General features: G+C 65.1%; 19 protein-coding genes. 15 read left to right on the plus strand and 4 right to left on the minus strand.

Going from position 1 to position 21,730, the window contains the following annotated elements:
* Positions 1-24: 24 nt before the first annotated feature.
* Positions 25-1,824, plus strand: a complete 1,800-nt coding sequence (locus tag CXR00_RS15295) for a proline--tRNA ligase (RefSeq protein ID WP_104055372.1) — start codon at positions 25-27, stop codon at positions 1,822-1,824.
* Between the two features lie 9 nt (positions 1,825-1,833).
* Entirely contained in the window at positions 1,834-2,631 is a 798-nt protein-coding gene (locus CXR00_RS15300) for a TSUP family transporter (RefSeq protein WP_104055373.1), read from the plus strand.
* A gap of 69 nt (positions 2,632-2,700) precedes the next feature.
* On the opposite strand, the gene CXR00_RS15305 is transcribed toward CXR00_RS15300, so the two are convergent.
* Both CXR00_RS15305 and CXR00_RS15310 read right to left on the minus strand, forming a co-directional pair.
* Positions 2,701-3,651, minus strand: coding sequence for an aminoglycoside phosphotransferase family protein (locus CXR00_RS15305; RefSeq protein WP_104055374.1), 951 nt, complete (start codon positions 3,649-3,651; stop codon positions 2,701-2,703).
* 59 nt (positions 3,652-3,710) lie between these two features.
* Positions 3,711-4,928, minus strand: coding sequence for a DUF4439 domain-containing protein (locus tag CXR00_RS15310; RefSeq protein ID WP_104055375.1), 1,218 nt, complete (start codon positions 4,926-4,928; stop codon positions 3,711-3,713).
* A gap of 88 nt (positions 4,929-5,016) precedes the next feature.
* Here CXR00_RS15310 and rimP point away from each other — a divergent pair, with 88 nt between their 5' ends.
* From rimP to rbfA, 5 genes are all read left to right on the plus strand, one after another.
* A complete protein-coding gene (gene rimP, locus CXR00_RS15315; protein ID WP_104055376.1) occupies positions 5,017-5,646 on the plus strand; it encodes a ribosome maturation factor RimP in 630 nt (209 codons plus the stop codon).
* Positions 5,647-6,618, plus strand: a complete 972-nt coding sequence (gene nusA, locus CXR00_RS15320) for a transcription termination factor NusA (protein ID WP_104055377.1) — start codon at positions 5,647-5,649, stop codon at positions 6,616-6,618.
* 50 nt (positions 6,619-6,668) lie between these two features.
* Positions 6,669-7,046, plus strand: a complete 378-nt coding sequence (locus CXR00_RS15325) for a YlxR family protein (RefSeq protein WP_104055378.1) — start codon at positions 6,669-6,671, stop codon at positions 7,044-7,046.
* A 132-nt stretch (positions 7,047-7,178) separates the two neighbouring features.
* Positions 7,179-10,118, plus strand: coding sequence for a translation initiation factor IF-2 (gene infB / locus CXR00_RS15330; RefSeq protein WP_104055379.1), 2,940 nt, complete (start codon positions 7,179-7,181; stop codon positions 10,116-10,118).
* Between the two features lie 199 nt (positions 10,119-10,317).
* A complete protein-coding gene (gene rbfA / locus CXR00_RS15335) occupies positions 10,318-10,797 on the plus strand; it encodes a 30S ribosome-binding factor RbfA (RefSeq protein WP_104055380.1) in 480 nt (159 codons plus the stop codon).
* Between the two features lie 75 nt (positions 10,798-10,872).
* Here rbfA and CXR00_RS15340 read toward each other — a convergent pair whose 3' ends face one another.
* Together CXR00_RS15340 and CXR00_RS15345 are read right to left on the minus strand one after the other, a co-directional pair.
* Entirely contained in the window at positions 10,873-12,171 is a 1,299-nt protein-coding gene (locus CXR00_RS15340) for a ScyD/ScyE family protein (RefSeq protein ID WP_181032583.1), read from the minus strand.
* 186 nt (positions 12,172-12,357) lie between these two features.
* Positions 12,358-13,536 carry a pyridoxal phosphate-dependent aminotransferase gene (locus CXR00_RS15345; RefSeq protein WP_104055382.1) on the minus strand — a complete coding sequence of 393 codons (1,179 nt, stop codon included), beginning with the start codon at positions 13,534-13,536 and terminating at the stop codon, positions 12,358-12,360.
* Positions 13,537-13,630: 94 nt separating this feature from the next.
* Between CXR00_RS15345 and truB the strand changes: the two genes are divergently transcribed.
* The 8 genes from truB (at position 13,631) to CXR00_RS15385 (ending at position 21,685) form a co-directional block, all read left to right on the plus strand.
* Entirely contained in the window at positions 13,631-14,572 is a 942-nt protein-coding gene (gene truB / locus CXR00_RS15350; protein ID WP_258060520.1) for a tRNA pseudouridine(55) synthase TruB, read from the plus strand.
* Positions 14,573-14,947 carry a hypothetical protein gene (locus tag CXR00_RS15355; RefSeq protein WP_104055383.1) on the plus strand — a complete coding sequence of 125 codons (375 nt, stop codon included), beginning with the start codon at positions 14,573-14,575 and terminating at the stop codon, positions 14,945-14,947.
* A complete protein-coding gene (locus CXR00_RS15360) occupies positions 14,944-15,399 on the plus strand; it encodes a hypothetical protein (RefSeq protein WP_104055384.1) in 456 nt (151 codons plus the stop codon). Before CXR00_RS15355 ends, CXR00_RS15360 begins: the two co-directional genes overlap by 4 nt.
* 111 nt (positions 15,400-15,510) lie before the next feature.
* Complete coding sequence (locus tag CXR00_RS15365) at positions 15,511-16,239, plus strand: DUF4345 domain-containing protein (RefSeq protein WP_181032384.1); 729 nt, start codon at positions 15,511-15,513, stop codon at positions 16,237-16,239.
* A 106-nt stretch (positions 16,240-16,345) separates the two neighbouring features.
* Positions 16,346-17,335, plus strand: a complete 990-nt coding sequence (locus tag CXR00_RS15370) for a bifunctional riboflavin kinase/FAD synthetase (RefSeq protein ID WP_104055386.1) — start codon at positions 16,346-16,348, stop codon at positions 17,333-17,335.
* Between the two features lie 134 nt (positions 17,336-17,469).
* A complete protein-coding gene (rpsO, locus tag CXR00_RS15375; RefSeq protein ID WP_104055387.1) occupies positions 17,470-17,739 on the plus strand; it encodes a 30S ribosomal protein S15 in 270 nt (89 codons plus the stop codon).
* A 322-nt stretch (positions 17,740-18,061) separates the two neighbouring features.
* Positions 18,062-20,287 carry a polyribonucleotide nucleotidyltransferase gene (locus CXR00_RS15380; protein WP_104055388.1) on the plus strand — a complete coding sequence of 742 codons (2,226 nt, stop codon included), beginning with the start codon at positions 18,062-18,064 and terminating at the stop codon, positions 20,285-20,287.
* Between the two features lie 108 nt (positions 20,288-20,395).
* A complete protein-coding gene (locus tag CXR00_RS15385) occupies positions 20,396-21,685 on the plus strand; it encodes a pitrilysin family protein (RefSeq protein ID WP_258060544.1) in 1,290 nt (429 codons plus the stop codon).
* The last annotated feature ends 45 nt before the right edge of the window (positions 21,686-21,730 follow it).

The raw sequence follows: 21,730 nt of genomic DNA on the forward strand, positions 1-21,730 counted from the left end.
CGGCTGCAGAAACGGATACCCAGCGTGGTCCTTCGACTCTCCACTCTTTTCCTGCGCACCCTGCGTGAAGACCCCTCCGACGCCGACGTCGCCAGCCACCGCCTGCTGGTGCGTGCCGGTTACATCCGCCGTGCCGCTCCCGGCATCTATTCCTGGCTGCCGCTGGGCCTGCGGGTCCTGAACAAGGTCGAAACCATCATCCGCGAGGAAATGGCCGCCATCGGAGCGCAGGAAGTTCATTTCCCGGCCCTGCTGCCGCGCGAACCGTACGAAGCCACCAACCGCTGGACCGAGTACGGCGACAACCTTTTCCGGCTGCAGGACCGCAAGGGCGGGGACTACCTGCTGGCGCCCACGCACGAGGAAATGTTCGCCCTGCTGGTCAAGGACCTGTACAACTCGTACAAGGACCTGCCGGTCTCGCTGTTCCAGATCCAGAACAAATACCGCGACGAAGCCCGCCCCCGCGCCGGCCTGCTGCGCGGCCGCGAGTTCATCATGAAGGATTCCTACTCCTTCGACATTGACGACGACGGCCTGGAGGCCAGCTACCAGGCACACCGCGGCGCCTACCTCCGGATCTTCGAGCGCCTCGGCCTGGAAATCGTTGTGGTTTCCGCCGTCTCAGGCGCCATGGGCGGGTCCAAGAGCGAGGAATTCCTGCACCCGACGCCGGTTGGCGAGGACACCTACGTGCGCTCCGCCGGCGGTTATGCGGCCAACGTCGAAGCCGTCACCACCGTGTCCCCGTCCGAGATCGACTACTCCGGTGCCCCTGCCGCCCAAGTGGTGGACACCCCTGACACGCCCACCATTGAAACCCTGGTGGCTGTGGCCAACGAACGGTTTGGCCGCGAATCCGGCGAGTGGACTGCCGCCGACACCCTGAAGAACGTGGTCCTGGCCGTGACGCTGCCCACCGGCGAACGCCGGATCGTTGTCGTCGGCGTTCCCGGCGACCGCGCCGTGGACCTCAAGCGCATCGAAGCCAACATTGCCGCGCACGTTGAAATCGGCGGTGAACTGGAGGTGGAGGCCGCCACCGACGAGGACATCAAGAAGCACCCGGGTCTGGTCAAGGGCTACATCGGCCCGGGACTGTCCGTGGAGGAGCCGGTCCTTGGCACCGAGTCGGCCACCGGCTTGCTGTACCTGGTGGACCCGCGCGTGGTTTCCGGCACCAGCTGGATTACCGGCGCCAACTCCGCCGGCAAGCACGTCATCGGCCTCGTGGCCGGCCGTGACTTCACCTGGGACGGCGTCATCGAGGCCGTTGAGGTCCGCGAGGGTGACGAGGCTCCGGACGGAACCGGCCCGCTGGAAGCCGCACGCGGCATTGAAATGGGTCACATTTTCCAGCTCGGCCGCAAGTACGCTGAGGCGCTCGGCGTGAAGGTGCTGGACAAGAACGGCAAGCTGGTCACCGTGACCATGGGCTCCTACGGTGTGGGCGTCACCCGCGCCGTCGCAGCCCTGGCGGAGTCCAACCATGACGACAAGGGCATCGTCTGGCCGCGCTCAGTCGCACCGGCCGATGTCCACGTGGTGGCCACCGGGCGCGGCGAGGAAATCTTCGAAGCAGCTGCCAAGCTGTCCGAGGAACTCCAAGCCGCAGGACTGGAAGTTATCTATGACGACCGCCCCAAGGTGTCCCCGGGCGTGAAGTTCGGCGATGCGGAACTGATCGGCGTTCCGACCATCCTGGTGGTCGGCCGCGGACTGGCTGACGGCGTCGTGGAAATCAAGGACCGTGCCACCGGCAATGCCGAAAACGTTCCGGTGGCTGAAGCGGTGGAATACGTGCGCCGCGCAGCTGCACAGTAACGACGCCGCGTGGTCTCCGGTCTCGAGGAGATCCAGCTCGCCACCATCCTCCTTGTGGTGGTGGCGGGCCTTGCTGCGGGCTGGATTGACGCAGTAGTGGGAGGCGGGGGGCTGCTGCAGCTCCCCGCCCTGCTGCTGATCCCGGGAATCACCCCGGTACAGGCACTGGCAACGAACAAGATGGGCTCCATCTTCGGCACCACCACCAGCGCCATCACGTACTACCGCCGTGCCCACCCGGACCTGAAAACTGCCCTGCCCATGGCCGCCGTCGCGCTGGTCGGCAGTTTCGGGGGAGCGGCGCTGGCTGTTTCGCTGCCGTCCTCGGTGTTTAAGCCAATCATTGTCATCGCGTTGATCGCGGTGGCTGTTTTCACTGCCCTGCGGCCCACGGTGGGGGAGCTGACCAAGCTGCGGCACACCGGCCGGCGGCACTACGGAACCGCCGCCGGCATCGGCCTGGCAATCGGGTTCTACGACGGGTTGATCGGCCCGGGCACGGGTTCCTTCCTGATCATCGCCATGGTGACATTCCTGGGCTACAACTTCCTTGCGGCCAGCGCCAAGGCCAAGATCGTGAACATGGCGACGAACCTGGGAGCGCTGGCCTTCTTCCTGCCCAACGGTGCGCTGCTGTGGGGAATCGGCCTGGTCCTGGGCTTTTCCAACATGATCGGCGGCTACATCGGCGCGCGGATGGCCGTGAAACAGGGCAGCAAGTTCATCCGCATCGTGTTCCTGGTGGTGGTCAGTGCGCTGATCTGCAAGCTCGGCTATGACGTCTGGGTGGAGAACATTCGCGGCTAGGATCGGCTCGAGTGTCCCTTTGGTGCCGCTCTCAGCGGCCCGGAGCCGTACCGTCTCCACTATCGATGGTCAGGCCGCGAGCGTGGAGGCCACCCACACCGAGCGGCCGGCGCTGTCCCGCTGTCCTGCCCGGGTGTACTCCAGGGCATTCGCCACCTCCCGGAGCACGCTCCACTGCCGGGCAACCTCATAGTCCAGTCCGGCAGCGCTGCACAGCCGGGCGAGCCGCCGCCGCAGCGCTGCCCGGGGCTGGTCCCGGTCCAGCTCCTCCAAGCGGTTCCAGAGCATCGGAGCGGCCGCAAATTCCGGCTCACCGACCATGGCCTGCGGATCGATGGCGACAAAACCACGTTCTCCGCCGGAACCGCCGTCGCGGTACAGAATGTTCTCGAAATGCAGGTCGGTATGGATCAGCACGTCATTGCTGCTGCGCCTGCCCACGGCTCCACGGGTCTGGGACACTTCCAGGGCCGCTTCCAGCAGCGGCCGGTCAAACGGCCGGCCCAGGTCTTCCCAATCAGCGGGCAGCTCGTCGGACAGCTGTTCGACGCGTTCCGCCAATGACGGAACTCCGGCCCAATAGGGGGAGTTCCCCGCCGGCAGGGACAGCTTCCGCACGAGTTGGCCCCAGACATCCACGGCGGTGTCCATATCCGTTCCGGTCAGGCTTCGCCGCTGGTTCAGTCTCTCCAGCAGGAGCGTGCCGCTGTCGGAATGGCTGGCATGCAGCCGCACCGCGCCGTGTCCGGACCATAAGCCCAGGGCTGCAGGCTCGGTGAGTGCTTCCGGGTGCGGATAGGCGGCTTTCAGGACGGCGGGACCGCAGGGAGAGGACACCGGAAGCACCAGCGCTCCGTGGCCGTGCCACGGTTCGGTTCCCGGGGGAAGATCCGAGGAGAGCTCCCAGCGCTCCATTGCCTCGGAAATCACCTGCGGAAGCCCTGAGAGCCAGTCGCGGCCGGCCCTGGAGCTGCTGTACTGCCGCCGCAGCGCAGCGGGAATGGAAACGGGCAACGTCACGGCTTCCCGCCGGCAGCGGGGTCGGACAAAAGAGGCGAGCTTTCTGGCATGACTACAGGCTAAGGGGTGCCGGCTGCCCGCGGCAGCCCCTCCGGCTCGGCGTCGAGACCGGGCGAAGCCGGCACTGAGGCGTCCTCCATGTACATATCCGTGCTCAGTTCCGCCAGCCGGTCAATGGCCCAACCCCGGAGACTGCCCGTGCCGAGCCCGGCCAGGTCGGCATAAACGGCCGGCAGGGATGCTTCCAGATCCGCCAGCGCCTCGGCAGGATCATCGCCGAACGACGCCGGCAGGGAGTATGCGGGTGCCGGGGTAAGCGTCGGCAGGCATAGTTCGGGCAGCAGCTCCACACCCTGTTCACCGGCAGCCAGATGATCTTCGCGGACCGTAGCCAGGGCCGCACGGGAATCTGCGTCGGAAGTACGTGCCATGGCAACCTCGTAGGCGTACGCAGCGCCGTATTCCGTGTCGACGGCACTTTGGAGGGCGCCGGCTGCATCGGGCTGGTCCTCCCGCGCGGCTTCCGGGGACTCCTTCGCGCCCGGCGAAGCAACACCGGATGGCGGCGTCGATACGCTGCCACGGCCGGCGGCATCGGAGTCTGTTGTCGCGTCAGTGCATTTGCTGCTCGCGCTGACAACTGAGGCAGGTTCCCATTCCTCGGGGACATCCAGGCCCGCAGCCTCGGCTGCACGCAGGGCCAGGACCTGCTGTGCGGCACCGGTGGAGGCAAGCAACCGTGCGGTGCCGCCGTCGGCCCGCATCGCCGCATCCAGGCTGCTGCGGGCAGATGCCGCCAGCGCCTGCACATACGCGGCAGCAGGGTGAGCGTCCGCACCGGATGCCGATCCTTCCGCCGAAACGGCGGGGGGCGGGCTGCCGCGCCGGAGGCTGCCGGTGCGCGTCAGGAGAACCGACTGCTCAGCGAGAACATCGGCCTGGCCGCTGAACTCGTCAGCCAGAGCCTTGGCCTCCCGGCGGGACAGCCCGGCCTTGGGGGAGTCCTCGGATGAGAAATCGGACAGCTCACGCGCCTGCCGGGCCAGTTCCATTGCGGCGGCACGCGCGTCGGTCTGCGCAACCTCGGAAAAACTGGCGGGGCGATCCTCTGAGGTACCGTTTCCGGCGACCATATTGAAACTGAGGACCACGGCTGCCAGGACCAGCAGAACAGTGGTACGCCTCACGCCGCCCAGGACCGCCGTCGCCCGTCCGGCGCGGCCGGCCGCGGGCGCTGTGCGGGACGGGGGCTTATTCACTACCTTCGATGATGCCATGAAACGGTCCCCCGTCTGCTGCGATGCCGTGGGGACTCAGGAAAGTCGGTACGCTAGTACGTACAACATCATCTAGTGGGAGGCACCTATGGCGGTTCGGCCCAGCCCCAAAAAAGACACGTCATCGGATTACCGCAAGAAGGCCATGCACGCAGAAATCACCGCTGAAACCCAGCGTCTCAAGAACTTCCTCGCCCCCACGGTTGAACAGCAGCAGCTTTTCCTCGAAGACATCGAGATCAAAATGGCCGGCGTCACCCGCACGGTGCACGTTATCGTGGACCTCCCCGAAGGAGAGGCCGGCGGCGTAAGCCTGGACCGGATCTCTGACGTGGCCCACGCAGTCTCCGAAGCCATGGACGCGGACCCCAACGACGACGGACGCCCCTACCACCTGGAAGTTTCCTCTCCCGGTGTGTCCCGCCCGCTGACCGAGCCGCGCCACTGGCGCCGCAACGTCGGGCGCATGGTCAGCGTGAACATTGTGGACGGCGACGACGTTATGGGCCGCCTGGTCTCAGTTGAGGACACCGGAATCACGCTGATTCCGGAACTGCCGGTCAAAAAGGGCATGAAGCCCAAGCAGGGCGCGCAGACCACTCTGCCGTTCGGCAACATCCGCAAGGGACGCGTTGAAGTCGAATTTGCGCACATAGACGACGTACCGCTGGACGGCAATGCCGACAGCGATGAAGAAACCACAGCTGAGGAGGCCTAAATGGATATTGATATGAGTGCGCTGAGGCTGCTGGAACGCGAACGGGAGATCCCCCTGGATCTGCTGATTCCGACCATCGAGCAGGCGCTTTTGGTGGCTTACCACAAGACAGCCGGGGCGCAGGACAAAGCCCGCGCAGAGCTGGACCGCAAGAATGGGCACGTCACCATTTGGGCCACGGAGCTGGACGACGACGGCGAGGCCGTGGGTGAGTTCGATGACACTCCCACCGGGTTCGGCCGCATCGCCGCAAGCACCGCACGGCAGATCATCCTGCAGCGGCTGCGCGACGTCGAAGACGACGCCATCGTGGGCGAGTTCAAGGGCCGCGAGGGAGAAATCGTCTCCGGCCAGATCCAGCAGGGCAACAACCCGCACATGATCCAGGTCAACCTGGGTTCCGTTGAGGCGCTGCTGCCTCCCACGGAGCAGGTTCCGGGCGAGAAATACACCCATGGTTCCCGGCTGCGTGCCTTTGTTGTGGACGTGCGCCGCGGCTTCAAGGGTCCGTCCATTACGCTTTCCCGTTCCCACCCGGGTCTGGTGCGCAAGCTCTTTGAGCTGGAGGTCCCCGAGATCGCAGACGGCAGCGTCGAGATTGTTGCCCTGGCCCGCGAAGCAGGCCACCGGACCAAGATCGCCGTCAAGGGACACGTCCCGGGCATTAACGCCAAGGGTGCCTGCATCGGCGAGATGGGTTCGCGGGTCCGCGCGGTCATGACCGAACTGCATGACGAGAAGATCGACATTGTGGACTTCGATGAAGATCCGGCGACCTTCATCGCCAACTCCCTCTCGCCGTCGCGCGTGAACTCCGTCACCATCACCGACGAAGACACGCGTTCGGCGCGGGTTGTTGTTCCCGACTACCAGCTGTCCCTGGCCATCGGTAAAGAAGGACAGAATGCCCGCCTGGCAGCCAAGCTGACCGGCTGGCGAATCGACATCGTTTCCGACGCCAAGAGCGCCTAAGCGCGAGGGTCTTGCGCGTGGATGCGGCACAGGGAGAGAAACGCGTTAGAATGGACAAGGCCGGGTCACCGTCCGCTTTCTTTTTGTCCCCTGCAGCCTCAGGCGCTGCAGCGCACGTCCCGAAAAGGACATGCATAGGGTGCAGGAAAACGGATGACCAGGCTGTTCTGGTGCGACTGGCAGCAGTTGGCACGGACGGCAGGATTGCCGTCCGGGTTGACGAACGCCGTCGTATGTCTGGCCGCGGGGCCTGGGTGCACCGCGGATCAGCATGCTTTGCAGCAGCGCTTCGGCGGCATGCGTTCAACCGGGCCTTTCGGGGGCCGGCTGACACGGCAGATGCGGAAGCTTGGTTCAAGGCTCTTGAGGACGCTCCGACCGGGAGTGGACTCGAAACCGTCCAACCTGAAAGCGGGTCAGAAATCTGATGGAAACCCGATGAGTACCCAGCGATGAGTGCTTTGTTGTGCTCTGTGATGGGCTTTGCTGCACCTGCAGTGGAAGCCCGCAGGAAATAGACGGTTCGTACCTGGCTCGGTGCGGACCGAGACAGGAGAAATGTGGCCAAGGTCCGCGTACACGAGCTCGCCAAAGAGCTCGGCATCACCTCGAAGGACGCAGTTGCAAAACTGCAGGAACTGGGCGAATTCGTCCGTTCCGCCTCATCAACGATTGAGGCACCCGTAGTCAAGAAGCTTCGCGGCGCTTTCCCGGCGTCCGCATCAAAGCCCGAATCCAAGCCGGCCGAGAAGGCCGGAACACCCGGCCCCCGCCCGTCAGCAGCACCCGCTGCTCCGGCACCGGCCGCACCCGCACCGGCACCCTCTGCGCCTGCACCTGCTGCATCCGCACCGGCTGCTCCGGCTCCCGCTGCACCAGCCCCCGCCGAAACAGCTGCTCCCGCAGCCCCGGCACCGGCCGCTCCGGCAGCATCAGCTCCGGCAGCAGACACCGCTGCCGCTCCGTCGCCGGGCGCCAAGCCCGGTGCACGTCCGGGCCCCAAGGCTCCGGAGGCTGAAAAGCCTGCCGCTTCCAGCGACAGCGGACGCAGCAACGCGCCCCGTCCGGGCGCTCCGCGTCCGGCAGCACGGCCGGGCAACAACCCGTTTGCAACCTCCCAGGGCATGCCGCGCCCCCGTGGCCGCGGCGAGAACGAGCGTGGTTCGGGCGCACCGCGTCCGGGTAACAACCCGTTTGCTCCGTCCCAGGGCATGCCCCGTCCGGGCCGCCGTGACGAGAACACCGAGCGTCCTGCAGCAGCAGGCGCCGGCGGTCCCCGTCCCGCAGCCGGTTCCGGTGGTCCCCGTCCGGGCGCACCGCGTCCGGGTGCACCCCGTCCGGGCGCCCCGCGTCCGGCATCGGCACGTCCTGCAGGCCCCGGCGGCCCCCGTCCCACTCCGGGCATGATGCCCAACCGCACCGAGCGTCCGGCAGCCCCGGCACGCGGCGGTGCCGGTGGCGGACCCCGCAGGGGACCGGGCGGCGCTCCGGGCGGAGCTCCCGGTGCAGGCGGCGGCGCACCCGTTGGCGGCGGCTTCGGTAAGGGCGGCCGCGGACGCGGCGGCACTGCCGGTGCTTTCGGCAAGGGCGGCGCAGGTCGCGGCAAGCAGCGCAAGTCGAAGCGGGCAAAGCGGCAGGAACTGGAGCAGATGTCAGCTCCGTCGCTGGGCGGCGTTTCAGTACCCCGCGGTGACGGCAACACTGTTGTCCGTCTGCGCCGCGGCGCGTCCATCACGGACTTCGCCGACAAGATTGAGGCCAACCCGGCAGCACTCGTGACCGTACTGTTCCACCTCGGTGAAATGGCAACGGCCACGCAGTCCCTGGACGAGGAGACCTTCGGTGTCCTGGGTTCGGAACTGGGCTACAAGATCCAGGTTGTCTCGCCGGAAGACGAAGAGCGCGAACTGCTGAGCACGTTCGACATCGACTTCGACGCCGAGCTTGAAGCCGAAGGCGACGACCAGCTGGAAGCACGTCCTCCGGTAGTCACCATCATGGGTCACGTTGACCACGGTAAGACCCGCCTGCTGGATGCCATCCGCAACACCAAGGTTGTTGAAGGTGAAGCCGGCGGCATCACCCAGCACATCGGTGCCTACCAGATCCAGTTCGATCACGAGGGCACCACGCGTCCGATCACCTTCATTGACACCCCGGGCCACGAGGCGTTCACCGCCATGCGTGCACGAGGTGCCAAGGTAACCGACATCGCGGTCCTGGTTGTCGCAGCCGATGACGGCGTCATGCCGCAGACGATTGAAGCGCTGAACCACGCCCAGGCAGCAGATGTGCCGATCGTGGTCGCAGTGAACAAGATCGACAAGGAAGGCGCCAACCCGGAGAAGGTCCGCGGCCAGCTGACCGAATACGGACTGGTTCCCGAAGAATACGGTGGCGACACCATGTTCGTGGAGGTCTCTGCACGCCAGAACCTCAACATTGACGCCCTGCTCGAGGCCGTGCTGCTCACCGCGGACGCTGCCCTGGACATGCGCGCCAACCCGAACAAGGACGCCCGCGGTATCGCGATCGAAGCCAACCTGGACAAGGGCCGCGGTGCAGTTGCAACCGTCCTGGTCCAGTCCGGAACACTGAAGGTCGGCGACACGATCGTTGCCGGAACGGCCCACGGCCGCGTCCGCGCCATGTTCGACGAGAACGGCGCAAACGTTACCGAAGCCGGACCTTCCCGTCCGGTCCAGGTGCTGGGTCTGTCCAACGTTCCCCGCGCCGGTGACACGTTCTTCGTTACCGACGACGAGCGCACCGCCCGCCAGATCGCTGAGAAGCGTGAAGCTGCGGACCGCAACGCCGCGCTGGCCAAGCGCCGCAAGCGCATCAGCCTCGAGGACTTCGACCAGGCCGTCGCCGACGGCAAGGTTGACACCCTTAACCTCATCCTCAAGGGTGACGTTTCCGGTGCCGTGGAAGCCCTGGAAGACTCGCTGCTCAAGATCGACGTTGGCGAAGGCGTGCAGCTGCGCGTCATCCACCGCGGCGTCGGTGCCATCACGCAGAACGACGTCAACCTGGCGACGGTGGACAACGCCGTCATCATTGGCTTCAACGTCAAGCCGGCCGAGCGCGTTGCCGACCTGGCCGAGCGTGAAGGCGTGGACATGCGCTTCTACTCCGTCATCTACGCAGCAATCGATGACATTGAGCTTGCACTCAAGGGCATGCTCAAGCCGGAGTACGAAGAGGTTCAGCTCGGTACCGCCGAGGTCCGCGAAGTGTTCCGTTCCTCCAAGTTCGGAAACATTGCCGGCTCGATCGTCCGCTCCGGTGTTATCCGGCGCAACGCCAAGGCACGGGTCACCCGCGACGGCAAGGTTATCGGTGACAACCTCACCGTTGACTCGCTCAAGCGGTTCAAGGACGACGCCACTGAGGTCCGCACGGACTTCGAGTGTGGTATCGGCCTCGGCTCGTTCAACGACGTCAAGGAAGGCGACATCATCGAAACCTTCGAAATGCGGGAGAAGCCGCGCGTCTAGCAGTAACCCGGTGGGGCCGTCGGTATTCCGGCGGCCCCGCCCCCGGCGGTTGGGCCGGCACCACGGTGCCGGCCTCCGCTGAGGCCTGTCGGCCCGGCCCGCTGGTATCCCGGCGCCCTGACCGACACCTGACGTACACGATGAGCCGGCCTGCGCCGTCGTCGTGTGCGATCCCAAGAATCAGAGTTAAGGAGAGGTAATGGCAGATCCAGCACGCGCTGCAAAGCTCGCTGACCGAATCAAGGTTGTGGTTGCCCAGGCGCTGGAACGGCGGATCAAGGATCCCCGGCTGGGGTTTGTGACCCTCACCGACGCCCGCGTCACCAATGACCTGCAGCATGCAACGTTGTACTACACCGTTTTCGGTGACGAAGCGCAGCAGGCCGATACCAAGGCAGCACTGGAGTCCGCCCGCGGCGTCCTGCGCGCCGAGGTTGGCAAGAACATCACGGTGCGCCTGACGCCCACGCTGGAATTCGTCCCCGACGAGATTCCTGTGAATGCCAGCCACCTGGAAGAACTGATCCGTGCCGCCAAGGCCCGCGATGCAGAGCTCGAAGCCCTCAAGAAGGGCGCCACCTACGCCGGTGACGCTGATCCGTACCGCAAGGACGAGGACTTCGACGAGGAAGAGGACGAAGCCGACGAGGAAACTCCGGCCGGCTCCGACGCCAAGTAGTTCTTTGCAGTGAAATGAAGTGAAGAGGGCGGTTCCCCTGCGGGGGAACCGCCCTGTTCGTGTCTGTCTGCGGTTCTACTGGTCTTCCTGCTCCTCGTCCAGAGTGTCAGCGTCCAGTGAGTCAGCAACGGATCCGTGCTGGCCGTGGTGGCCGTGGTGGCCGCGACCGCCGCCGCAGTTGTCCTCGAAGCCAATGCGGATTATTCGTCCAGCCGGGGGACCCGGGTCAACGGGCGGTTCAACGACAGGCGGCTCCTCAGCGTCCGGCTCCTGAACCCCGCCGGGGGGAAGCGCATCCACCGAGGCGTAGAGAGCGCCGTCGTGGAGCTCCAGGGCTGCGGGCTGGTTCACTTCATAGAAGAGCTCCGGAGTGTCGGATCCTGCGGGCACCACCGAAATCCGGTTACCCAGCAGCTCGGCGACGAAAAGATCGCCCTGGTTGTTCACTGCCAGTCCCGTTGCCCCTGCGAATCCGGTGGCTACCAGTTCTGACTCGCCGTTGCGTTCGTTCACCCTGAACACGGACCCGTTGTTCAGCCCGCCGCCCCCGGGCAGCGATGTCACATACAGATAGCCGTCCGGACCCCGTTCGACGTCGGTCGGTACCGGTTCCAAGTTGTAGGTGAGTCCCGCGGTGCACTGCGGCAGGCCGAGTCCTTCCGCTATCTCCGCGGTCAGGTCGAGGGGAATCGGAGGCAACACTGCAACCGTTGAGATGCCGCCGTTGCGGTCCACCCGAATCAGGGAGTTCATGCCGGCGTCAGCAACGATCACACCGCGGCGCACCGGGAGGGAAGCGTAAGGGTTGGAATCCTCCAGCCCTGTATAGGACACCGGAATGCCTGCGGGTATCTGTTCAGCGCAAGCCGCATCGATGCTGTCGAATCCGTAGTGGTTGACGCTGTCAGGGTTCTGCGAAAACTCATAGCCGGCGATGTCCGCGACGGTCCTAATGTTGCCGTTCCGATCGATCGACTTCAGCGCGGACATGTTCTGTGCAGGATCGTTCGTGGCGGCGCCGATGACCGTGGTGTAGTAGGTGATGCCGCGCTGCTTCGATGACTTGGATACTGCCCCGAGAGAATAGCCGGAGCCGGGCTCCGCGGCATCAAGGATTTCGGCGGTGCCGTCAGGCATGATTCGGGTGAGCAGCCCGGCGAAATCCTGGGTTACATCCAGTGTTCCTCTCTTACCGACGGCAAAGCTCAGGGGAGTGAGCAGTCCTTCGGCGACGGTTGTGACCTCTCCGGCGACGGGAGCGGCCGGGGCCGGCGGTTTGGGGTGGTGCCCTCCTCCGGCGGAAGCCGGTGAGGCAACGAGTCCCAGGGCCGCTATTGCGGCCAGGGAGGCAAGGGCGGGCGATGATTTCTTCACGGTGATCTCCTCAGCATTGGTCAGGTGCAATGCGAGACTTTCCCCGAGGCCTCCGCGGTTCCCAGCCACGCCCCCGGCCGAGGCATTCACAGCCTAAGTCCGGCTGGTTGGCAGGTAAACATCAGGATGAAGGGATTTTACCCCTCCGGACGGAGACGAGTATTTGGTCCGTAAAAGCGGCGGCCGTTACTCCAGCGGACGGGATGGAAGGCGTTCGAGTCCGGCGACCAGCTCACCGCTGTCGCCGCACAGCGCAATCCGGATCCAGCCCTCGCCGATGGAACCAAACGCTGTGCCCGGTGCCACGGCAACACCCCGCCCGGCGAGAAACTTCTGCGTCCAGGACCGCACGTCGCCGCCGGTGGCGTGGGAGACGTCGGCCCAGAGGTAGAACGCACCCTGTGCCTTCAGGTAGGGAATTCCCTTGCCGTCCAGCACTGCCGCGGCGGCGTCACGGTTGGCCCGGTAGTGCGCCGCTGCCTCCGTGACGTAGTCCTGCGGGCCGGTGAGCGCGGAGAGCGCTGCGTACTGCGACGGCGAGGCCACGCAGGACACGATCGACTCCATGACCGTGCTCATCTGCTTCTCCAGGCCGGCCGGCGTGATCAGGGCGCCGATCCGCAGTCCGGTCAGGCCGTAGGTCTTGGAGAGCGTCACGGACACAATGACGCGTTCTCCGCCGGCGATGGCCGGGGAACCAGCCCCGCCGCCGTCGTACTTCAGCGGGCTGACGTGCGGCACGTCGTAGGTGAAGGCCTCGTAGCACTCGTCGGAAAGGATCCACAGGTCCCGCCGCCGGGCCAGCAGGACCAGTTCCTGCACCAGATCCTCGCTAAAGACGGCGCCCAGCGGATTGGACGGTGAGTTCAGCAGCAGGACCCGGGTCCGCGGGGTAATCAGTGCCTCAATGTCCGCGATCCGCGGCTGGAAGTCATGCTCGGGATAGAGCGGATACTCCACCGGAACGGCGTGCAGCAGCTCTGCGGTCATAGCGAAGGTCGGGTAACCGGGATTGGGAATCAGGATCTCATCCCCGGCGTCCAGAAGCATGCTCATCGCCAAATGCAGGCCCTGCTGCGCCCCGGACGTCACGAAGGCCCGCCCGGGGGCTACCTCCACCCCGTTCTGCCGGCCGGCCCGCTCGGCAAACGCTGCACGCAGGGGCATGATGCCGGCATTGGGCGTATAACCGGTCTCGTCCCGGGCCAGGGTGGCCCCGGCAGCTTCGAGGATGTGTGCGGGAGTGGGGAAACCCGGCTCACCGATGCTCAGCACAATCGAATTCGGCTGGGCCCAGGCTGACTGCGTGATCTCACGGATCTGGTTGGGCGGAGCGTTGCGGACGTGGGGCGAGAGCTCAGGCATATCCGCATCGTATCGTTCCCTTGACCTCCGGGGAGCCGCTTCCGGGCGGAGCACGGTCAGGAACCGCAGGCCAAGGCCGCATATACTGAAAGGCGTGAATTCCGGGCAGGTCCGTTCAGGGCTGATTATTGTGGACAAGCCGCAGGGATGGACCAGCCACGATGTGGTTGGCCGCCTGCGGAAACTAGCGGGAACCCGAAAAGTGGGGCATGCGGGGACACTGGACCCCATGGCTACCGGAGTACTGGTGGTGGGCATCAATAAGGCCACCCGGCTGCTGACCTACATCGTGGGCACCTCCAAGACCTATGAAGCCACGATCCGCCTGGGCCAGTCCACCGTTACGGACGATGCCGAGGGCGAGATTACCGCGGAGACCATTGCCGCCGCGGTCACTGACCAAGACATCATGGCAGCCGTCGCGGACCTGACCGGGGATATCCAGCAGGTTCCCAGCAGCGTCAGCGCCATCAAGGTCAACGGAGAGCGTTCCTACGCCAAAGTGCGTGCGGGCGGGGAAGTGAACCTGCCGGCCCGGCCGGTGACCGTGTCCCGCTTTGAGGTCCACGACATCCGGCGGGAAAGCGGCGGACGGCTGCGCGACGTCGACGTCACCGTTGATTGTTCCTCCGGCACCTACATCCGCGCCCTGGCACGCGACCTTGGCGCCGCACTCGGCGTCGGTGGGCATCTGACCGCACTGCGCCGCACCTGCGTGGGCCCGTACAGCCTGGACCAGGCCGCCACGCTGGAGCAGCTGGCCTCTGATCTGCAGGTACTGGACCTCGACGACGCCGCCCGGGCACTGTTCCCGGTCCGTGAGCTGAGTGCCGAAGAGGCCCTTGACCTGTCCCACGGACGCCGGATCCCGCCGTCTGAGATCGCAGGAATCGATGCCGGCACCCCGGTCGCGGCGTTTGCGCCGTCCGGGACCCTTGTTGGCCTGCTGGAAAACAGGGGTCAGGCGGGCGCAGCCTTCCCGGCAGCTTATGCCAAGGCACTGCTGGTTTTCGCACCGGGGAACGAGGCAGTCTAAGTGGTTGTCGATCCGCTGTTCATTGTGGGCACCATCGTGTGCCTGGTGTCCGTAGTGCTGTGCATAGGTGCAGCAATTCTCAAACACGGCCCCAACGACCTCACCATTCTGTCCGCCGCAGCCGTGGAGCTGTTCCTGCTTGTCTACGGAGTGGCTGCCATCATCCGTCAGGTCGGCGGGGAGGGCGTAGCCGGAGAGGTGTGGGAATTCTGGGGATACCTCTTCACCGCCCTGCTTATTCCCGTGGGAGCAGTGTGGTGGTCACTCATGGACCGCAGCCGCTGGTCCAACCTGGTCCTTGGTGCCGTGGGCATCACCGTATTTGTCATGCTGTTCCGGATGGAACAGATTTGGGACGGAGTAATCCCCGCATGAAAACGAACAAGCCCGAGAACGGCAGCGCTGCAGCGGAAACAGAACAGCCGGGTGCCCGCAACGCCGGACCCGGCCGCCTGCTGGTAGCCGTTTACGCTGTCTTTGCGCTGTCCTCCACCGCACGCGCCGTCTTTCAGATTGCCACCAAGTTTGACCAGGCGCCGGTGGCGTACCTCCTGTCCGCCTTCGCTGCCGTTGTCTACATCGTCGCAACGGTGGGGCTGGCGAAATCCGGATCCGGCTCCTACAAGGTTTCCGTTGCCGCCGTGGGCATTGAAATGGTGGGGGTGCTGGCCGTAGGCATCTTCGGACTGGTGGACCCGGCCGCACTGCCCGATGACACTGTCTGGTCCGGCTTCGGTGCGGGTTACGGCTACGTTCCGCTGATCCTTCCCGTGCTGGGCCTTTGGTGGCTGTACCGCCACCGTGCGGATGCCGCCGTCCGCCCCTGATCCGGGTCCGGCTGAAACCCGCAGGCCGGGTGCCCGCTGACGCGGGGTGATGCGTGAGACGATGGCAGGAGAATGTGTTCCTTCACCTTTTCCATTCCTTCAGGGGGAAAAATGAGCAACCCGGCTTCGACACCAGGCGACCGCCAAGAGGGAAACGGCCCCTCACAACCTGCTCAGGCTCCTGCAGCCCAGCCGGCCGGCCAGCAGTCCCCGGTTCAGCCCGCCGCGGCGGGACGGAAGCCCCATGTGCCGGCCACCGGCCAGACGGCGCGGCCCACCGAGAAGCTGCAGGTTCCGCCTGCCGGAAAGCGCACGGGGACCTCCTCCGCTTCCGGTGGGCGGGACGCGGCCAAGTCCAAGAACAAGCCGTACAAAAGCAGTGACGACTGGGGTGTTTTCCGGGCCGTGGTGATTGGGGTCGGGATCCTCGTTGCCGGCGTCGGCGTCTATTACCTGGTCACGGGAACAGCCGGCGTAGCGGACACCGGCGGGGGAGAGGTCAATGCCTCCCTGGAGTCCCAGTTCCGCTTCTTCTCGGCCATGATGGTGGGCGTTGGTGCCGCCTTCATCGCCATAGCCGTAAAGTTCCAGTGGGCCAACATGCTGTGGCTGGTCTGCCTGATGGTCTTCCTCGGCGGCATTGGGCGTGTGCTGTCCTGGGCGTTCAGCGGAACCCCGCACTTCACCATGATCATCCTGATGATCCTGGAACTGGCCTTCCCGCCTGCACTGCTGGTTTGGCACCGTTTCATCGCCAAGACGAGCGAGCTCAAGCGCGAGTACAGCGAAGGCGGAGCAGCCCGCGGGAGCGCGGCGTCCGCCGGCGGGGCGCAGAGCTGATTCTTTTTCAGCAATAATGGAGACGTCCGGTGCGGCGAAGAGTTGTGCCGGACGTTTTTCGCGGCTGCTGCCGCGCCCCGATCCGTCAGTTTAAAAAGGAGTTTGCGTGCACTACTGGAATGGCCTGGCCGAGGTTCCTGCCGGGATCGGTCCGACAGTAGTCACCATCGGCAACTTCGACGGCGTCCACTTAGGGCATCAGCATGTCCTGGACCGGCTGGTGAAGGTGGCCCGCGAAAAGGGTGCCGCAGCTGTGGCCATCTCCTTTGATCCGCATCCGGCACAGGTGCATCGCCCCGAAACGGCTCCCGAACTGATCATGGGCCCGCTGGACCGCCGCGAGGCGCTGGCAGCCACCGGCCTGGACGGGCTGCTGATGCTGCATTACAACCTGCAGCTGGCTTCCCTGACCCCCGAGGAATTTGTCCGGCAGGTCTTTGTGGACGGACTGCAGGTGTGTGCCGTCGTCATTGGCCACGACGTACGCTTTGGGCGCGGCAATTCCGGTGACCTCGAGACGATGCGCCGGCTGGGGAAGGAACTGGGCTTTGACGTTCAGGCCGTGGAGGACTTCGGTGCCCTGCCCGACGGTCCTGCAGCGTCCGGCGGCCGGCGCTGCTCCTCCACCTGGATCCGTGAAGCCCTGCGCAGCGGCGACGTGCGCACGGCGTCCCGCCTGCTCGGCCGCACCCACCGCATGCGCGGCGAAGTAGTCCACGGCGCTGCCCGCGGCCGCGAACTCGGGTTCCCGACCGCAAACCTGGCTCCTGAATCCACCGGTCTCATTCCTGCAGACGGCATCTATGCCGGGTGGCTGGTGGACGAAGCGGGCACGCGCTGGCCCGCAGCCATCTCCGTTGGGTCCAACCCCACCTTCGACGGGGTGAGCCGGCAGGTGGAAGCCCACGTGATCGACCGCCCCGACGAAAAGATCACTGATTTTGATCTGTACGGACAGCATGTGGTGGTGGAATTCGTGGAACGGCTCCGCGGCATGGTGGCATATACCGGCCCCGAAGCACTGATTGAGCAGATGCGCCTTGACGTGGCGCGCACCAGAGCGGTGCTTTCGACAGATAGCAGCGGGGACAGGTAAACTGGAATCAAATTCGGCTGCGGTCCGTGGCGGCTGAATTTCTTTGTGTCTTTCAGGATTTATCCTAAGGCGCCAAGATCCCCGGCAGCGCAGTGCTGACTCGGGCCTCACGGCACAACTCTAGGAGAGTTACATTGGCACTTGATCCCGTAGTCAAGCAGGAAATCATCAAGGAATACGCTCGGGCCGAAGGCGACACCGGTTCGCCCGAGGTTCAGGTTGCAGTGCTGTCGCGCCGCATCCTCGACTTGACTGAACACCTGAAGACGCACAAGCACGACCACCACACCCGCCGCGGCCTGATGGCCATGGTTGGTCGCCGTCGTCGTATGCTTTCGTACCTCAAGGATACGGACATCACCCGCTACCGTGCGCTCATCGAGCGCCTCGGCCTGCGCAAGTAGTCTTTGGAGAGGGCGGCCCCTGCGTTTCGTGGGAGCCGCCCTTTTTCAGGCAGGCATGGACACCGGCCCGACCGGAAGCGCACCTGCCCTCGAATGATCCAGGCACTACAGCAGTAACAGCACCACGGCAGTAACAGTCACATCAACAGGAGTCAGCCAGCATCGCAGCATTCGCGGTCCTCGGTAGTGGTCTCCGGGAGTTTTCGCCCGTGGACCTCGATCGAAGACCGGGTGTTGAACCGACCCGCTTCATGAGCGGTGCACGCGTTTATTGGGACGATGCTGGATGCCTCCGCCAACGAAGAAACGGAGGTGACTCTCTATGGAGGGTCCCGAAATTCAGTTCTCAGAAGCCGTCATTGATAACGGCAAATACGGCCAGCGCGTCATCCGCTTCGAAACCGGCCGTCTGGCCCAGCAGGCTGCAGGTGCAGCCACTGTGTACATCGACGATGACACCGTCCTGCTGTCGGCAACGTCCGCCGGCAAGTCCCCGCGTGAAGGCTTTGACTTCTTCCCGCTGACCGTGGACGTGGAAGAGCGCATGTACGCCGCCGGCCGCATCCCGGGCTCGTTCTTCCGCCGCGAAGGCCGCCCGTCCACCGAAGCCATCCTGGCCTGCCGCCTGATGGACCGCCCGCTGCGCCCCGCCTTCGTCAAGGGCCTGCGCAACGAGGTCCAGATTGTGGTCACCGTCCTGGCGATCAACCCGGACGTGCTGTACGACGTCGTCGCGATCAACGCCTCCTCCATGTCCACCCAGCTGAGCGGCCTGCCGTTCTCCGGTCCGATCGGCGGCGTCCGCGTTGCCCTGATCGATGACCAGTGGGTTGCCTTCCCGAAGCACTCCGAACTGGAGCGCGCAGTCTTCTCCATGGTGGTTGCCGGCCGCATCGCCGGTGACGACGTTGCCATCATGATGGTGGAAGCCGAAGCCACCGACGCCGCCTGGAACCTCATCAAGGAAGAGGGCGCCACCGCCCCGACCGAAGAGGTTGTTGCCGAGGGCCTGGAAGCTGCCAAGCCCTTCATTAAGGTTCTGTGCGAGGCACAGTCGGACCTGGCTGCCCGCGCCGCCAAGCCCACCGTCGAATTCCCGATCTTCCTGGACTACCAGGACGATGTCTACGAAGCCGTGGAAGCCGCAGCCGCTGACAAGCTGGCCAAGGTCTTCTCGATCGCTGACAAGCAGGAGCGCGACATTGCCGCCGACGAGCTCAAGGACGAAGTTGTTGCTTCGCTCTCCGAGCAGTTCGAAGGCCGCGAGAAGGAAATCTCCGCAGCATTCCGCTCCGTCACCAAGCAGGTTGTGCGCCAGCGCATCCTGAAGGACCAGGTCCGCATTGACGGCCGCGGCCTGACGGACATCCGCCAGCTCACGGCCGAGGTTGAGGTTCTGCCCCGCGTGCACGGTTCGGCCATCTTCGAGCGCGGCGAAACCCAGATCCTGGGCGTCACCACGCTGAACATGCTGAAGATGGAACAGCAGATCGACTCGCTGTCGCCGGTAACGCGCAAGCGCTACATGCACAACTACAACTTCCCGCCGTACTCCACCGGTGAAACCGGCCGTGTGGGTTCGCCCAAGCGCCGCGAAATCGGCCACGGTGCCCTGGCTGAGCGTGCGCTCATGCCGGTGCTGCCGTCGCGTGAAGAATTCCCGTACGCCATCCGCCAGGTCTCCGAAGCCCTGAGCTCCAACGGTTCCACCTCCATGGGTTCGGTCTGCGCCTCGACGCTGTCCATGCTCAACGCCGGTGTTCCGCTGCGCGCTCCGGTTGCCGGCATCGCCATGGGCCTGGTCTCCGACCAGGTTGACGGCGAAACCCGCTACGCCGCCCTGACCGATATCCTCGGCGCCGAAGATGCTTTCGGCGACATGGACTTCAAGGTTGCCGGTACCTCCGAGTTCGTCACGGCCATCCAGCTGGACACGAAGCTCGACGGCATCCCCGCTTCCGTGCTGGCAGCAGCGCTGAAGCAGGCCCGCGAAGCCCGCCTGCACATCCTGGGCGTCATGGACGCTGCGATCGACACACCGGACGAACTCTCCGAGTTCGCCCCGCGCATCATCTCGGTGAAGATCCCCGTGGACAAGATCGGCGAGGTCATTGGCCCGAAGGGCAAGATGATCAACCAGATCCAGGAAGACACCGGCGCTGACATCTCCATCGAAGATGACGGCACGGTCCTGATCGGTGCAACCGACGGCACTTCCGCCGAGGCTGCCCGTGCGGCGGTCAACGCGATCGCCAACCCGCAGGTCCCCGAGATCGGCGAGCGTTACCTGGGTACGGTTGTGAAGACCACCACGTTCGGTGCCTTCGTTTCCCTGACCCCGGGCAAGGACGGACTGCTGCACATCTCCGAGCTGCGCAAGCTCGCCGGCGGCAAGCGCGTTGACAATGTTGACGAGGTTGTCTCCGTCGGCCAGAAGATCCAGGTGGAAATCACCAAGATCGACGACCGCGGAAAGCTCTCCCTGTCTCCGGTTGTTGCTGACGACGCCGAAGGCGAAGAAGCAGCGGAAGCCGAGTCCGCAGAGTAAATGTCACACCTTGCTGATGGAAACCGTCCCGATGCCGGACATGCTCCGGCATCCGGGACGGTTGTCCGCCTTCCGCTGACCACTCTTCCCGGCGAACCGTCCCTGGTGATGGGAACTCCGGGAGGTGCCGTCGTGCACCGTTCCGTCCTTCCGGGCGGCGTGCGCGTACTGACCGAGGCCATGCCCGGCCAGCGAAGTGCAACCATCGGTTTTTGGGTTGGTGTCGGCTCGCGGGATGAAGCCGCGGGCCGGCACGGCTCAACCCACTTCCTTGAACACCTGCTGTTCAAGGGCACCACGCGCCGTTCCGCGCTGGACATTGCGCTGGCCTTTGACGAGGTTGGCGGAGAATCCAACGCGGCCACGGCCAAGGAAAGCACCTGCTATTACGCACGGGTGCTGGACACCGATCTGCCGATGGCCATTGACGTCATCACGGACATGATCACCTCCGCGGTCCTGGACCCGGAGGAACTGGAACAGGAACGCGACGTCATCCTGGAAGAAATCGCCATGGATGCCGATGACCCCGCCGACCTGTGCCACGAAAAGTTTGCCGAAGCCGTGCTGGGCGACCACGCCCTGGGCCGGCCCATCGGCGGCACCCCCGAAGCCATTAAGAGTGTTCCGCGCGAAGCCGTGCTGGAACACTACCGGCGCTACTATCGCCCCTCCGAGCTGGTGGTCACCGCCGCCGGCGGACTGGAGCACGACGACGTCTGCGCCATGGTGCTCTACGCCCTGAAGAAGGCAGGCTGGGATCTGTCCGAGGACGCCGTTCCGGCTCCCCGGCGGAACACCGAACCTGCCGTCATTACCGGCACCGCCGGTGTCCAGGTCATCAACCGCCCGGTTGAACAGGCGAACGTGGTCATGGGCTGCCCGTCGCTGACGGCCACCGACGACCGCCGCTTTGCCATGAGCGTCCTGAACACCATTCTGGGCGGGGGCATGTCCTCGCGCCTGTTCCAGGAGATCCGTGAAAAGCGCGGTCTCGTGTACTCCACGTACTCCTTCTCCGCGTCCTACGCCGACGCCGGTTACTTCGGCATGTACGCAGGCTGCTCACCGGCCAAAACCCGCCAGGTCATCGACCTGATGGGCAGCGAGCTGGAACGACTGGCGGCTGAGGGCGTGGACGAAGCCGAGCTGAAGAAAGCCCGCGGCCAGATCGCCGGCGGCATGGTCATGGCGCTGGAAGACTCCAGCTCGCGCATGTCACGCCTGGGCCGGGCGGAATTGGTCAGCGGAGAGTTCATCGACATCGACGAATCCCTCGCGCGGATCGGTGCCGTCACTGCGGAGGAAGTGCAGGCGCTGGCAGCCGAACTGGCCGCCGCTCCGCGCACTATCACCGTGGTGGGCCCGTTCAAGTCCGCGGCGGAACTGGGCTTCTAGGCTTTCCCCAGCAGCACAACAGGAGCACGTTCCCTAGAAGGGGAC

This window comes from Arthrobacter sp. 9E16 (genome assembly GCF_002929435.1).
GTDB classification, from domain to species: Bacteria; Actinomycetota; Actinomycetes; order Actinomycetales; family Micrococcaceae; genus Arthrobacter_B; species Arthrobacter_B sunyaminii.

Excerpts from the sequence above, each read along its gene's own strand:
- CXR00_RS15325 (WP_104055378.1), top strand. The coding sequence starts at position 6,669 with ATGGACAAGGCCGGGTCACCGTCCGCTTTCTTTTTGTCCCCTGCAGCC.
- CXR00_RS15365 (WP_181032384.1), top strand. The coding sequence starts at position 15,511 with ATGAGCAACCCGGCTTCGACACCAGGCGACCGCCAAGAGGGAAACGGC.
- rimP (WP_104055376.1), top strand. The coding sequence starts at position 5,017 with ATGGCGGTTCGGCCCAGCCCCAAAAAAGACACGTCATCGGATTACCGC.
- CXR00_RS15380 (WP_104055388.1), top strand. The coding sequence starts at position 18,062 with ATGGAGGGTCCCGAAATTCAGTTCTCAGAAGCCGTCATTGATAACGGC.
- CXR00_RS15345 (WP_104055382.1), bottom strand. The coding sequence starts at position 13,536 with ATGCCTGAGCTCTCGCCCCACGTCCGCAACGCTCCGCCCAACCAGATC.
- rbfA (WP_104055380.1), top strand. The coding sequence starts at position 10,318 with ATGGCAGATCCAGCACGCGCTGCAAAGCTCGCTGACCGAATCAAGGTT.
- CXR00_RS15385 (WP_258060544.1), top strand. The coding sequence starts at position 20,396 with ATGGGAACTCCGGGAGGTGCCGTCGTGCACCGTTCCGTCCTTCCGGGC.
- CXR00_RS15310 (WP_104055375.1), bottom strand. The coding sequence starts at position 4,928 with ATGGCATCATCGAAGGTAGTGAATAAGCCCCCGTCCCGCACAGCGCCC.
- nusA (WP_104055377.1), top strand. The coding sequence starts at position 5,647 with ATGGATATTGATATGAGTGCGCTGAGGCTGCTGGAACGCGAACGGGAG.
- CXR00_RS15360 (WP_104055384.1), top strand. The coding sequence starts at position 14,944 with ATGAAAACGAACAAGCCCGAGAACGGCAGCGCTGCAGCGGAAACAGAA.